This window comes from Sinomicrobium kalidii (genome assembly GCF_021183825.1).
Classification (GTDB): Bacteria; Bacteroidota; Bacteroidia; order Flavobacteriales; family Flavobacteriaceae; genus Sinomicrobium; species Sinomicrobium kalidii.
Genome location: NZ_CP089211.1, coordinates 5,016,171 through 5,030,244 on the forward strand (window position 1 = coordinate 5,016,171; position 14,074 = coordinate 5,030,244).

The following is a 14,074-nucleotide window of genomic DNA, read 5'->3' on the forward strand; positions in this document are numbered from 1 at the left end:
AAATAAATGTTAACAGTATCAAATCTTTCTGTTCAATTTGGCAAACGGGTTTTGTTCGACGATGTAAATATCACCTTTACACAGGGGAATTGTTACGGGATCATCGGGGCTAACGGAGCAGGAAAATCGACCTTTTTGAAAATTCTCTCCGGAAAAACGGACCCCACTTCCGGACACATACAGCTCGAATCCGGAAAGCGGATGTCCGTGCTGGAGCAGGATCACTATGCCTATGACGAATATCCGGTGCTGGAGACCGTAATAAGGGGCAACCAACCCTTATTCGCCATAAAAAAGGAGATGGATGATATCTATGCCAAGGAAGATTTCAGTGATGCCGATGGTGAAAGGGTGGGAGAACTGCAGGTGCAGTTTGAAGAAATGAACGGATGGAATGCAGACAGCGACGCTGCGGCATTATTGTCCAACCTGGGAATACAGGAAGAGTTTCACTATACCCCAATGGCTGATATGGACGGAAAGCTGAAGGTAAGGGTGCTTCTGGCACAGGCGCTGTTCGGCAACCCGGACGTGCTGATCATGGACGAGCCTACCAACGACCTCGATTTCGAAACCATAAGCTGGCTGGAGAACTTCCTGGCCAATTATGATAATACGGTAATTGTGGTTTCGCACGACCGTCACTTCCTCGATGCCGTATGTACGCATATTTCGGATATAGATTTCGGGAAGATCACCCACTTTTCGGGCAATTATACTTTCTGGTACGAAAGTAGCCAGCTGGCTGCCCGGCAAAGAGCCCAGCAGAATAAAAAAGCTGAAGACAAGGCCAAAGAACTGCAGGAGTTTATCCAGCGTTTCAGTGCCAATGTGGCCAAATCCAAGCAGGCCACTTCACGGAAAAAAATGCTGGAAAAACTCAAGGTAGACGATATTAAACCTTCCAGCAGGCGATATCCGGCCATTATTTTTGAACGGGAAAGGGAAGCCGGTGACCAGATACTCAACGTAGAACACCTTTCAGCCACTCTCGACGGGGAGGTACTGTTTAAAAATGTGGATATTAACCTGGCCAAAGGCGATAAGGTTACCGTGATTTCGAGAGATTCCCGTGCAACAACGGCTTTCTACGAGATCATTAACGGGAAACAGGAAGCAGCTGCCGGAAAATATCAATGGGGGGTAACAACTTCCCAGTCCTATTTACCCGTAGACAATGCCGAATATTTTGATAACGACCTTACCCTGGTAGACTGGTTGCGGCAATGGGCCAAGACTGAAGAAGAGCGGGAAGAAGTGTATGTACGCGGTTTCCTCGGGAAAATGTTGTTTAGCGGGGAAGAAGCCCTCAAAACGGGGAGAGTGCTCTCCGGGGGAGAAAAAGTGCGTTGCATGCTCAGCAGGATGATGATGCTCAGGGCAAACGTGCTTATGCTCGACGAACCTACAAACCACCTTGACCTGGAAAGTATTACCGCTTTTAACAATTCGCTGAAGAACTTCAAGGGAACCATCCTGTTCACTACACACGACCACGAATTTGCACAGACCGTGGCCAACAGGATCATAGAACTGACGCCTAACGGGGCAATAGACAGGTACCTGAGCTTTGATGAATATATGGGCGATACTTCCATTAAGGAACAGCGGGAGACGATGTACAAAGTATAATATTCAGATCACTTTTTAACAACACGGAATACAAATGCTCATCGGGGCAATCGTATTCCGTGTTTTTTATACCCTGCTTTTTAATTCGGCAGCCTGTCCTTTCCAGTCGTCGCGTTTTATTCTTCCGGGGAAGAACTGTATGAGCTCGGTAACCTGGGTCATGTCTTCTTCCGAAAAATTACTGATCTGCTCAAAGGTGAAAATGCCGATACTGTTTAATTTCTCTTCAATAAAAGGGCCGATACCGTTTATTTTTTTCAGGTCGTCCCGGACCGTATGATCGGCCCGGCCGATACGGTCAAAGTCGAGCGGACTGTCATCGGGAGCATAGAGTGCGCCCCTGCGGTCTCTTGTTTTCCTGGCCTTGATATTGGAGTTAATGTTGCTGAAAGTGCTGTTCGCATGTTTGTTGACACTTTCCTGTAAAGCCTCTTTTTCCGAAAGACAGTTCCTGAGCTGATTGCTGTATTTTTTGGAAAAATGACTTCGCGCAAAAAAATATCCTATGAGAAAGGACCCCAGGCATATTAAAAACAATACGACGTATTCTATGGCGGCTACCGGTGCTAACTGTTCCATGATGTTTTATTCGTATTTGGGTTAATTGACTTTGATCTCAATCCTGCGGTTCTGGCGACGTCCCTCCAGAGAGGCGTTGGTTGCAATGGGTTCGTGCGGCCCTTTTGAAAAGGCTTTTAACTTTTCTTCGGGAATTCCTGTGCTGACCAGGTATTTCATTACGTTTTTAGCACGCTGCATGCCTATCCATTCGTTGGCTTCAACTGGTCCGACATTGTCTGTATGTCCGGTGATCACCACTTTTTTTTCAGGATATTTATCGAGATAATTTTTTAATTCTTCGGCATAGGCCCTCAGGGTATTATCGGGCTTGAACTTTTCCGATGCAAAATTGGAGTATAGTATTTTATTGGACAGCCCTTTTTCGATGAGCGCATTCCTGTCTTCCGTAATGTCGCGGTATTGCATTTCTATACCACCGTTATACCGCCCTTCTTTGTCAAAATCAAAATCTTTCCGGGCCGATTGTGTTACCATGCGGTCCGGGTTTATTCCGTAGGCCGTAAACCTTTCTTTCAGTTTTTCGGCCCTGGCACTGCCGAGAGTGCTTTCTTCCTCGTCGTTGTAAAGTCCGGTGATCACAAGTTCTTTGTCCTGGTTTTCATTGAGAAAGTCAAAGAGCAGTTCTTCTATATTTACGGATGTTTCCTCTATAGCCACGGTATCGGCCCCGGAACTGATGGAAAAGTCATTAAATTGTTCTAGGGCAAATTCACTTCCGTATGTTTCATGAGTTGGAACGGTATCTGTCTGAGCGGGGGGAGCTACGGTTTTCTCCACAGGATTCGCCGCACATAAATTCTTTATATGGCAAGTGTATATCCATATTCCGAAAATGAACCAGATCAAAAAGAATACAAAGGCGATTAGAAAATTTTTCATCCCTGGACAACGTTAATTTTTGTTAAAAATATAAATTTCCTACAAATGAAACAACCCTGGTATTCTGAAATTTAAGATTGTTGCTGTCTTTTTGTTACAATATAAAATCAGTTTGTTACAAAATTTTGGGAATATTCTTGTCGGGATAAATAATTTTTCATTTAAATTTGCACCAGAATCAAAGTGAAATGAACCGTATAGTTTTACATCATTACCATTTTTACACTTGCACTCAGGCGAGGTGATAGAGGTATGCATGTAATTCTTTAACCCATTATAAGCCCGTTTGAGTGTATCAAACGGGCTTTTTTTATTTCCGGCCGAGCTTCCGGAGTGCACAAAATGAAAAAATGATTTTGAAATATCCTTAACCGGAAAACAACAAAAGACAAAATGAACAAATTAAAAATTGCCATCCAGAAAAGCGGACGTCTCAATGAAGATTCCCTGAAAATACTGAAGGACTGCGGGATTTCCATAAACAACGGAAATGACCAGTTAATGGCCGAGGCCTCCGATTTTCCGATGGAGGTCCTCTTCCTCAGGAACTCCGATATACCGCAATACCTCAAAGACGGCGTGGTAGACGCGGCTATTGTGGGGGACAACCTGCTCGTAGAAAAGGGAAAAGGCATACGCGCCGTGGAAAAACTCGGTTTTTCCAAATGCAGGGTATCCATTGCAGTGCCGAAAACTTTTGAATATACATCGGTAAAAGACCTGGCCGGAATGCAGATAGCAACCTCTTACCCCAATACGGTAAATGACTTTCTGGAATCCAAAGGGATCAGCGCAGACCTGCACCAGATCTCCGGTTCGGTGGAAATAGCACCCAACATCGGGCTTGCCGATGCTATCGTGGATATCGTATCGAGCGGAAGCACCTTGTTTAAGAACAACCTGAAGGAAGCGGAGATCATTCTGAAAAGTGAGGCCGTACTCGCCGTTTCCCCGAAAATATCGGAAGAAAGCAACGCCATACTTCAAAAGTTCCGGTTCAGGATACAATCGGTACTGAAAGCGCGGAATTCACGCTATATCCTCATGAATGTTCCCAATAACAAAATAGATGCCGTGGGTAAAATACTCCCGGTATTAAAAAGCCTTACAGTGATGCCGCTGGCCGAAGAAGGATGGAGTAGCGTACACTCGGTAATCGATAAGAACACGTTCTGGGAAGTAATTGACGAACTCAAGGCCGTAGGCGCCGAGGGGATTTTAGTGTGTCCCATTGAAAAAATGGTACTTTAAATGTTTTTCGGAGAAATTTGGCAAAAGGGACGGAATGACAAAACGCGGGTTCGGGGTTTGAGTTGATGCCGGATGAATTCGGTATATGAGATCATCGGCGCAATGGTAAAAAACTTTAACTTTAATCAGGAGATAAATAAATGACCTATGAATAAAATATATAACCCGGTACGGGAGGAATGGCCGGAATTACTTAAAAGGCCTACGCAGACCATAAATGACATAGAAGCTATGGTGCAGGAAATATTCAGGGAGATACAGGATAAGGGCGACAGGGCGGTTGCCAAATATACCTCGTTGTTTGACGGTGTATCCCTTTCTGAAGTGGCCGTAACACCTTCTGAAATAGCAGAGGCGGAAACCCAGGTTTCGGAAGAGCTCAAACAGGCCATACAACTGGCTAAAACCAATATTGAAAAATTTCACAGTGCGCAAAAAACCAATAAGGTTACGGTAACAACTACCGAAGGGATTGCGTGCTGGCAGGAAAGAAAAGCCATCCAGAAGGTTGGACTGTACATTCCCGGAGGCACGGCACCGCTGTTTTCCAGCGTTTTGATGCTGGCCGTACCTGCAGGGATAGCGGGGTGTAATGAAATTGTACTTTGCACTCCGCCCGATAAACAGGGAAAAGTAAATCCGGCGATTCTGTACACGGCAAATTTGTGTGGGGTAACCACAATCCTGAAAGTAGGAGGGATCCAGGCCATTGCAGGAATGACCTTCGGTACCGAAAATATTCCGCAGGTATATAAAATATTCGGTCCCGGAAACCAGTATGTGACGGTGGCCAAGCAACTGGCCACACAATATGGTGTAGCCATAGACATGCCGGCAGGTCCGTCCGAACTGCTGGTGGTTGCAGATAACAGTGCCAACGCCGCTTTCGTAGCTTCCGATCTGTTGTCACAGGCCGAGCACGGTACGGATAGCCAGGTGATCCTCGTTTCCACATCAAGAGAACTGATAGACCAGGTAGAGTTGGAAATAGAGCAGCAAATAGAAGAACTGCCCAGGAAAAAAATAGCAGAAGCCGCCATAGAGAACTCCAGGCTCATTTTTGTGGAAAAAGAAAGTGAAGCGCTGGACCTTATCAATACATACGGCCCCGAACACCTTATTATCTGTATGGAAAACGAAGATTTTTATGTCAACGGCATCATTAACGCGGGATCGGTGTTTATAGGTAACTATACCCCGGAAAGTGCAGGGGACTATGCATCCGGAACCAATCACACCCTGCCTACCAACGGATACTCCCGAAATTACAGCGGCGTTAACCTGGACAGCTTTACAAAATCGGTGACCTTTCAGAAAATATCGGAGATCGGCATGCAGAATATCGGAAGGGCCATTGAAGTGATGGCCGAAGCAGAAGGGCTGCAGGCACATAAAAATGCGGTAACCCTGCGATTGCGAAACATTAAAAAATAAATGCCCCGGACGAAGACCGCAGAAAAACGACAAATGAAAACAATACCATTCGATATAAACAGACTGGTCCGCCCGAATGTGGCCAGGTTGAAACCTTATTCCTCCGCAAGGGACGAGTTTAAGGATTTTGATGCGGACATGGTTTTTATAGATGCCAATGAGAACCCTTTTGAAAATGGCGTCAACCGCTATCCCGATCCGCAGCAACTGAAACTTAAAGAAGTCCTGGCCCGACAACACAATTTAGAGGTAGCGCATATTCTGCTCGGAAACGGCAGCGATGAAGTACTCGACCTGATTTTCCGTGCTTTTTGCGAGCCGTTGCAGGATAATGTGCTGACACTGCCTCCCACTTATGGAATGTACAAGGTGCTGGCAGGCATCAACAACGTGGAAAACCGCGAAGTGCTGCTATCGGAGGATTTTCAGCCGAGGGTCCGGGAAACCCTGGAAAAGGCGGATAACAATTCCAAAATCATTTTTCTGTGTTCTCCGAACAATCCCACGGGAAATTCCCTTTCGGAAGAAAGTGTAAAAGCCCTGTTGGAAAATTTTGCGGGACTGGTTGTTATTGATGAAGCCTATATTGATTTTTCCGATAAGAAAAGCTGGCTGTCCCGGTTGAACACCTATCCCAATCTGGTGGTCACACAAACCTTGTCCAAGGCCTACGGACTGGCCGGAATACGGTTGGGGATATGTTATGCTTCCCCGCAGATCATTACCGTATTGAACAAGATCAAACCGCCTTATAATATTAATGAGCTCACGCAAAAAAGGGCCTTGCAACGATTAATGGAAAAGGATAAAATTACTCGTGAAATATCCAGTATAAAAGATCAAAAGAACCGATTATTTCAATCATTACTTGAGGTTGATTGTGTAAAGGAAATTCATCCCTCCGATGCCAATTTTATCCTGGCCAGAGTAGATGATGCCAATAAGCGGTATAACCAGCTGGTGGAAAAAGGGATTGTGGTGAGAAACCGTACTACCCAGCCGCTTTGTGAGAATTGCCTGCGGTTCACTGTCGGCACCCCGGAAGAAAACGACAGATTAATAGAAAACCTGAAATCCCTTTGAAAAGCACAACCGCACATCCCGAGGGAGGTCGGGGGAAGTCCATGGGAGGCCCGGTTATATAGAAAATAGCAGACCTTATTATATATCTTGAAAAGCAAAAAATAAAATATGCAAAAAGTACTATTCATAGACAGGGACGGCACTTTAATTCGTGAACCTGAAGACGAGCAGATCGATGCATTCGAAAAACTGGAATTTTATCCGCGGATGTTCAGCTGGCTCGCAAAAATTGCCCGTGAACTGGATTTTGAACTCGTAATGATAACTAACCAGGACGGACTGGGAACAGATGCCTTTCCGGAAGAGACCTTCTGGCCGGTACAGAATTTTATTCTGAAAAGCCTGGAAAATGAAGGGATTACCTTTGATGAGATTTTTATAGACCGGACCTTCCCCGAAGAGAATTCGCCCAACCGTAAACCGGGGACGGGAATGCTTACCAAATATTTTTCGGAGGGCTACGATATGAAAAATTCCTTTGTCATAGGAGACCGTCTCACAGACGTGGAACTGGCCAAAAATCTGGGGGCACAAGGTATTTTTATAAATAACCACACCAATCTCGGCACGGGGGAAGTAAATGCCGAACAGGAAGAATTGAGAGCCTGTATTGCCCTGGAAACCACAGACTGGAAGGAGATTTACGAATTCCTGAAATTACAGCGCCGTACAGCGTCCCTTACCAGAAAAACCAATGAGACCGACATAGCAATATCCATTAACCTGGACGGTACCGGGAAAAGTGATATATACACGGGAATCCCGTTTTTTGATCACATGCTGGACCAGCTGGCCCGTCACGGGCAAATGGACCTGGCCATAAAAGTAAAAGGTGATCTGGAAGTGGACGAACACCACACGATCGAAGATACGGCCATTGCTTTAGGGGAAACATTTAACCGGGCACTGGGGAATAAACTGGGGATAGAACGCTATGGTTTTTGCCTTCCCATGGACGACAGTCTGGCACAGGTAGCCATCGATTTCGGGGGGAGGAACTGGCTGGTCTGGGAAACCGAGTTCAAACGTGAAATGATAGGAAAAATGCCCACCGAAATGTTCTACCATTTTTTTAAGTCCTTTACAGACGGAGCCAGGGCCAATTTGAACGTAAAAGCTGACGGAGTGAATGAACATCACAAGATAGAAGCCATTTTCAAGGCTTTTGCGAAGGCAATAAAGATGGCTGTAAAACGCGATGCCGAAAAAATGGTGCTGCCATCAACAAAAGGAATCATCTGAAGTTAGAAATACAAAGGCGGAAGTACGAAGCCGGGAACTAAACTGAGCTTCGTACTTCTGACTTCTAAATACCAGCCCTGAGCGAAGTCGAAGGGTCGTACTTATGAACATAGTTATTATAGATTACGGAGCCGGAAACATACAAAGTATCCGTTTTGCCATAGAGCGGCTGGGCTATGAAGCCGTTTTAACCGACGACGCGGAGACGATCCGGCGGGCAGATAAAGTGATATTTCCGGGAGTAGGAGAAGCCGGAAGTGCCATGAGAAAACTATGCGCCACAGGGATTGACAGCATCATTCCCGATCTGAAGCAGCCCGTATTGGGAATTTGCCTGGGTATGCAACTGATGTGTAAATCTTCGGAAGAAGGAGAAACCCGGGGGCTGGGAATATTTGATGTGGATATTGTCCGGTTTTCCGGTAAGGTCAAAGTACCGCAAATAGGCTGGAACCAGATATCCGGTTTAAAGTCACCTTTATTTGAAGGGATAGCGGAAAATGAGTTCATGTACCTCGTGCACAGTTTTTATGCACCCGAATGTGAAGAAGCCATAGCCCTGACCCGGTATGAGGTGGAATACGCCTCCGCATTGCAAAAGGACAATTTTTACGGGGTACAGTTTCACCCTGAAAAAAGCAGCGCTGCGGGCGCCGGGATTTTAAATAATTTTCTAAAAATATAACCCCGGTAGGGTCGCACGGTTGTGCGGCCCTCGCTTGGTTTCCCGTATTTGAAAATATACGGTTCAAAAATTAATAGACAACATATGAGAATCATCCCCGCCATAGATATCATAGAAGGCAAATGCGTCCGCCTTTCCAAAGGCGATTACAACACCAAGAAAATATATAACGAAAACCCGCTGGAAGTGGCCAGGCAGTTCGAGGCCCACGGTATAGAATACCTGCACCTGGTAGACCTGGACGGCGCAAAAAGCAGTCATATTGTAAATCACCGTGTACTGGAACAGATAGCCTCCAAAACCGGGTTAAAGATCGATTTTGGCGGCGGACTGAAATCTGATGAAGATTTGCGGATTGCTTTTGAAAGCGGTGCGCGGCAGGTTACCGGAGGAAGCATAGCCGTAAAAGACAGGGAAATTTTTCAGAGCTGGATAGAAAAGTACGGCCCTGAAAAAATTATCCTCGGAGCAGATGTTCTGCCGGGCGATACCGGTGAAAAAATTGCCGTAAGCGGCTGGCAGGAAAATTCAAGTATTGATTTAATTCCATTTGTTCAGGAGTATAAAAATCAAGGTATTGAATATGTTATATGTACCGATATCAGTAAGGACGGCATGCTAAAAGGTCCCGCCCTGGAATTGTATAAAAAAATGCTGGAAAATATCGACGGTATAAAGCTCATAGCATCCGGGGGGATCTCTGCATTCGGGGAATTGCCACTACTGGAAGAAGCGGGCTGTGAAGGCACTATTATCGGTAAGGCGATCTATGAAGGAAAAATACGTTTAAAAGAGCTGGAAAAGTATTTGTCGTAAAGGTGTCGATTAGATAATTTGACAATGTATGCAGACCGTTTTCCAACTGTATTTGACACAGTGAATAATCAATAAAAGAGCACAATGTTAACCAAAAGAATAATACCTTGCCTGGATATCAAGAACGGCAGAACCGTAAAGGGAGTTAATTTCTCAGACCTCAGGGATGCCGGAGACCCGGTGGAATTGGCCGGGTTATATGCAAAGGAAGGTGCGGACGAACTGGTTTTCCTGGATATTTCAGCTACGGAGGAAAAGCGGAAAACCCTTGCCGACCTGGTACGCCACGTGGCGGAAAAAGTCGATATTCCCTTTACTGTTGGCGGTGGGATTTCTTCGGTGGAAGACGTAGGCGTACTGTTGCACAATGGCGCAGACAAGGTTTCGGTCAATTCTTCCGCGGTTAAGAATCCGCAGCTAATCGACCAGCTGGCCGGTAAATTCGGTAGTCAATGTGTAGTGGTCGCCATAGATGCGAAACAGGTCGACGGAGAATGGCTGGTGCACCTTGTTGGAGGAAAAGTCCCCACGGACATTCGGCTTTACGATTGGGTAAAAGAAGTGGAGCAGCGGGGGGCAGGGGAAATACTGTTCACCTCAATGGACCATGACGGCACAAAAAGCGGCTTTGCCAACGAAGCCCTGGCAAAAATATCCGACATGGTAAATATCCCCGTGATCGCCTCGGGCGGGGCCGGTAATATGCAGCACTTTGCCGACACTTTCACGAAAGGAAAGGCAGATGCGGCACTGGCAGCAAGTGTTTTTCATTTTAAGGAAATGGAGATCAAAGACCTGAAGACATTCCTGAAAGAACAGGGGATAGCGGTCAGGATATAACTCGGATTACGCTGGCAAAACCGAAGAATACAATTTCAGATGTTAAGCAGGAAATCGTAAACATGCAAACAATACTATCATGAATATAGATTTTAATAAAGATAACGGACTCGTTCCGGCCATTGTCCAGGACGTGGAAACGAAGACCGTCCTCATGCTGGGGTATATGAACGAGGAAGCCTATCAAAAGACTGTGGAAAGCGGAAAGGTAACCTTTTACAGCAGAAGTAAACAACGCCTGTGGACCAAAGGGGAAGAAAGCGGTAACTTCCTGTACCTGGAAGACATAAAAGTAGATTGTGACCGGGATACCCTCCTGGTCAAGGCTAAGCCGGAAGGACCTACCTGCCATACCGGGACCGATACCTGCTGGAATGAAGATAATATTTCCGGTTTCGGGTTTCTTTCGGTGCTGGAAGGTGTTATCCGGGACAGAAAGGAAAATAATTCTTCCGAAAGTTATGTGTCTTCACTGTTTTCCAAAGGGATGAACAAAATAGCGCAAAAGGTGGGGGAAGAAGCCGTAGAAGTGGTCATAGAAGCCAAGGATAACCGGGACGACCTGTTCCTCAACGAAAGTGCAGACCTGTTGTTTCACTATCTTATTCTTTTACAGGCAAAGGGATATACGCTCGCAGATGTAGAGAAAATTCTCAGGGATCGGCATAAAAAGTAAGTGTTTTTTGCTATCTTTAAGGAAAACATTAATACATGTGTTATGAAAAAATTTACATTGTCGCTGGGAGCTGTAGTACTAATGTCCGTACTTATTTTTTCGTGTAATACCACGCCCAAGGCAGACCCGGTTACCGCACTGACTTCCAACACCTGGATGCTGGAAACCTTAAAAGGTGAGAAGGTAGACTCTACCGGTTACGCCAGGGGATTACCCTATCTGGAATTTGATGCCGGAGAAATGCATGTTTCCGGATTTGCCGGTTGCAACAGGGTCATGGGAGGTTTTACCCTGGAGGAAAAGACGGGAATAAGCCTCAATGAATTGGCCTCTACCAAGATGGCCTGTGCCGGGGTTAAAGGAGAAACGGAATTTTTAGCCGCACTGGGAACAGTGACCGGTTTCAAGGCAGGAGAAAAAAGCCTGAAGTTAATGACCGGAGATACCGAAGTGATGACCTTTACGCCTCAAAAGGAGGAATAAGTACTTTTCATCGAGCGGTATATGAAGAAGAAAACAAGGAAAAGAAAACGCAGGAAGGGACTGGGGTCTGTTCCCGGTACGCTGACCTATACGGGCAGTAAGCCCGAACAGGAATTCGGTATTGAGGTTATTGATTATTCCCGGGAAAGCTGTGATCACACATTTTATAATAACGTACAGGAAGTTTTCGGGTATGCCGATGCCGGAAATGTAAGCTGGATCAATGTTAACGGTCTGCATCATGTGGAAGCCATCGAAGCACTCGGGAAACACTACCGGTGGCACCCCCTGGTCCTCGAAGATGTCGTAGATACCTACCAAAGGCCCAAAATCGACGAATTTGACGATTATATATTTGTGGTCTTCAAGATGTTGTATTATGAAGAAAACCACCCGGTCACGGAACACCTGAGCCTCATTATAGGAAAAGATTATGTGGTCACTTTCCAGGAGTCCCGTACTGATGTGTTTGACGACCTGCGAAAGCGAATTCTCGAAAACCGGGGCCTGGTACGCGGAGAAAAGGCAGATTACCTGCTTTTCATTCTTCTGGATGCCGTTGTCGACCATTATTTTCTGGTCATAGAAACACTGGGAGACAAGATCGAAGACCTTGAGGACGCACTTTTCGAAGACTATACTGACGATATTTCCAGGGAAATACTAAAGCTGAAAAAGGAAATATTGCGGGTAAAACGGTCTATATTCCCTACCAGGGAAATTGTGAGTCGCCTGGAAAAATCGGATTCGGAGATGATCCGGCCACATATCAAGAACTATTATCGCGACCTGTACGACCATGCTATTCAGGTGGTGGAATACATTGAAGGATATCGCGAAATGATCCTCAGTCTCATGGAAATGTATATGGGTACCATAAGCAACAAGATGAACAATGTCATGAAAGTGCTTACGGTGATAGCTACCATATTCATTCCGCTTACCTTTATTGCGGGAATTTACGGGATGAATTTCGATTACATGCCCGAATTGCACGGAAAATACAGCTATTTTATCCTTCTCGGAGTGATGTTGCTCATATTTATCGGCATGCTCCTTTATTTCAGAAGAAAAAAATGGCTGTAATACCCGGTTGCCTAAACCGCCATACTTACGTCCAGTAGCTGAATACGGTCTTTAATGGTTTCTATAACCATGTTCATCATCCTTTTGTTGAGGGCCGAGGAATTTTCGATATAAGCCAGGTATTCCTCTACCGTAAACTGGCCGATGATCATACCTTTCAGTGAATTCCGGAATTTAATGTCCTTTTGAATGGCATTTTCAATATACTCCATCCGCTTTTCCAGGGTAAGGGTATAAAAGACCCCTTTGTGTTTGTTGGCATAGTTCTTAAAAGCTGCCACCAACAAGTCCCTTTGTAGTTTAATGACAGGACGAATGGTCACGTTCTGAAAACGTTCGTCACTGCTCATTTCTTCATAAACCAATGCGTTTGGGATTTCCGGACGAATACGGAGCAAGTCCTTTGTTCTGGTGTCCATAACAGAAGTTTTCTTAAAGGTACTTTATATATAGTGGTAAAACGGGCGCCAACCCGCATAGTTGTTAACTATTTTATAAACAATCGCCGGTTCGTGAAGGAGACTAAGCGGCTATTTTGATAAATTTAAGACAGGATGCTTTTATTTTAACAAAACAGTTGTATTTTTATGAGGTGCATTGTGTATTTTTGATGTTGATAATTAGTGGGTTGTATAAAAATGCAGGAGGCATCGGACAATTTATACAGTTAGGCATAAAATTTGCAGAACCTGGGCTATGAGATATCTTCCGTCATTATTCATAATTTTAGGATTTGCCGCCCATTTGGGTGCCCAGGAGGAATTGCCTAAAAAGTCCATACAGATACGGGCAGAAAACAGTACGTTGCCCGATCCGAACACTTCAGAGAACAATTCGTCCATATTCAATTCCCCGGACTTCCTGCCTTCGCCGAACACGAATCTCAATAAAAACAATACAAACTCTTCTTTTGACCTTTCCACTTCGGAAAACAGTAACTTCATGGAACAGGAGCAGTTTCTGAATCCCGGAAAGAAATACGAAAAGCGATTGAACAGGAAAAACGGGGAAGGGGAAGACCGCGGAGGGAACTATAAAACCACCGGGTACCTGGGAGATTTCAAAACCAGGTCAAAACATGTAAAGATCGTTTGCCGTGACCATGAATATGTAGACGGCGACCGGGTGAGGGTGTACCTGAATGACAGTATAGTGCTGTATGATGTTGTGCTCGAAGGCGGTTACAAAGGGTTTGACCTGCCGCTTCAAAAAGGTTTTAACAAGATCGACTTTCAGGCACTTAACCAGGGGACGTCAGGCCCGAACACGGCAGAACTCCGGGTATACGGAGACAAGGGAGAGCTGCTCTCCGCCAACGAATGGCTGCTCAACACCGGGGGGAAGGCCACGATGGTTATTGTAAAGGAAGATGATGAATAAGATTA

The 14,074-nt window shown here is 45.4% G+C and carries 14 protein-coding genes and 1 pseudogene; 12 read left to right on the forward strand and 3 right to left on the reverse strand.

The window, feature by feature from the left end; translation table 11 throughout:
* Positions 1–6: 6 nt before the first annotated feature.
* Positions 7–1,632, forward strand: coding sequence for an ABC-F family ATP-binding cassette domain-containing protein (locus LS482_RS20170; protein ID WP_233029369.1), 1,626 nt, complete (start codon positions 7–9; stop codon positions 1,630–1,632).
* A 66-nt stretch (positions 1,633–1,698) separates the two neighbouring features.
* On the opposite strand, the gene LS482_RS20175 is transcribed toward LS482_RS20170, so the two are convergent.
* Both LS482_RS20175 and LS482_RS20180 read right to left on the reverse strand, forming a co-directional pair.
* The gene (locus LS482_RS20175; RefSeq protein ID WP_233029371.1) at positions 1,699–2,211 is read right to left on the reverse strand and encodes a helix-hairpin-helix domain-containing protein; all 513 of its coding nucleotides are present in this window, start codon (positions 2,209–2,211) and stop codon (positions 1,699–1,701) included.
* Between the two features lie 21 nt (positions 2,212–2,232).
* The gene (locus tag LS482_RS20180; RefSeq protein WP_233029372.1) at positions 2,233–3,093 is read right to left on the reverse strand and encodes an OmpA family protein; all 861 of its coding nucleotides are present in this window, start codon (positions 3,091–3,093) and stop codon (positions 2,233–2,235) included.
* A 393-nt stretch (positions 3,094–3,486) separates the two neighbouring features.
* On the opposite strand from LS482_RS20180, the gene hisG reads away from it, so the two are divergent.
* From hisG to corA, 10 genes and pseudogenes are all read left to right on the forward strand, one after another.
* The gene (gene hisG / locus LS482_RS20185) at positions 3,487–4,344 is read left to right on the forward strand and encodes an ATP phosphoribosyltransferase (protein WP_233029373.1); all 858 of its coding nucleotides are present in this window, start codon (positions 3,487–3,489) and stop codon (positions 4,342–4,344) included.
* A gap of 147 nt (positions 4,345–4,491) precedes the next feature.
* On the forward strand, positions 4,492–5,778 hold the full coding sequence (gene hisD, locus LS482_RS20190; RefSeq protein WP_233029374.1) for a histidinol dehydrogenase: 1,287 nt from the start codon (positions 4,492–4,494) through the stop codon (positions 5,776–5,778).
* A 33-nt stretch (positions 5,779–5,811) separates the two neighbouring features.
* Complete coding sequence (gene hisC / locus LS482_RS20195; RefSeq protein WP_233029375.1) at positions 5,812–6,861, forward strand: histidinol-phosphate transaminase; 1,050 nt, start codon at positions 5,812–5,814, stop codon at positions 6,859–6,861.
* A 108-nt stretch (positions 6,862–6,969) separates the two neighbouring features.
* Complete coding sequence (gene hisB / locus LS482_RS20200; RefSeq protein WP_233029376.1) at positions 6,970–8,103, forward strand: bifunctional histidinol-phosphatase/imidazoleglycerol-phosphate dehydratase HisB; 1,134 nt, start codon at positions 6,970–6,972, stop codon at positions 8,101–8,103.
* Positions 8,104–8,206: 103 nt separating this feature from the next.
* The gene (gene hisH / locus LS482_RS20205) at positions 8,207–8,788 is read left to right on the forward strand and encodes an imidazole glycerol phosphate synthase subunit HisH (RefSeq protein WP_233029377.1); all 582 of its coding nucleotides are present in this window, start codon (positions 8,207–8,209) and stop codon (positions 8,786–8,788) included.
* A gap of 84 nt (positions 8,789–8,872) precedes the next feature.
* Positions 8,873–9,604 carry a 1-(5-phosphoribosyl)-5-[(5-phosphoribosylamino)methylideneamino]imidazole-4-carboxamide isomerase gene (gene hisA / locus LS482_RS20210; RefSeq protein ID WP_233029378.1) on the forward strand — a complete coding sequence of 244 codons (732 nt, stop codon included), beginning with the start codon at positions 8,873–8,875 and terminating at the stop codon, positions 9,602–9,604.
* Positions 9,605–9,688: 84 nt separating this feature from the next.
* A complete protein-coding gene (gene hisF, locus LS482_RS20215) occupies positions 9,689–10,444 on the forward strand; it encodes an imidazole glycerol phosphate synthase subunit HisF (RefSeq protein ID WP_233029379.1) in 756 nt (251 codons plus the stop codon).
* Positions 10,445–10,514: 70 nt separating this feature from the next.
* Positions 10,515–11,120 (forward strand): annotated as a pseudogene (hisIE, locus tag LS482_RS20220) (bifunctional phosphoribosyl-AMP cyclohydrolase/phosphoribosyl-ATP diphosphatase HisIE); the annotation flags it as partial.
* Positions 11,121–11,162: 42 nt separating this feature from the next.
* Positions 11,163–11,603, forward strand: a complete 441-nt coding sequence (locus LS482_RS20225; protein ID WP_233029382.1) for an META domain-containing protein — start codon at positions 11,163–11,165, stop codon at positions 11,601–11,603.
* Between the two features lie 21 nt (positions 11,604–11,624).
* Positions 11,625–12,689, forward strand: a complete 1,065-nt coding sequence (gene corA / locus LS482_RS20230; protein WP_233029383.1) for a magnesium/cobalt transporter CorA — start codon at positions 11,625–11,627, stop codon at positions 12,687–12,689.
* A gap of 11 nt (positions 12,690–12,700) precedes the next feature.
* On the opposite strand, the gene LS482_RS20235 is transcribed toward corA, so the two are convergent.
* Complete coding sequence (locus LS482_RS20235) at positions 12,701–13,108, reverse strand: glyoxalase (RefSeq protein ID WP_233029385.1); 408 nt, start codon at positions 13,106–13,108, stop codon at positions 12,701–12,703.
* Between the two features lie 277 nt (positions 13,109–13,385).
* Between LS482_RS20235 and LS482_RS20240 the strand changes: the two genes are divergently transcribed.
* Positions 13,386–14,069, forward strand: coding sequence for a hypothetical protein (locus LS482_RS20240; RefSeq protein WP_233029386.1), 684 nt, complete (start codon positions 13,386–13,388; stop codon positions 14,067–14,069).
* Positions 14,070–14,074 lie beyond the last annotated feature (5 nt).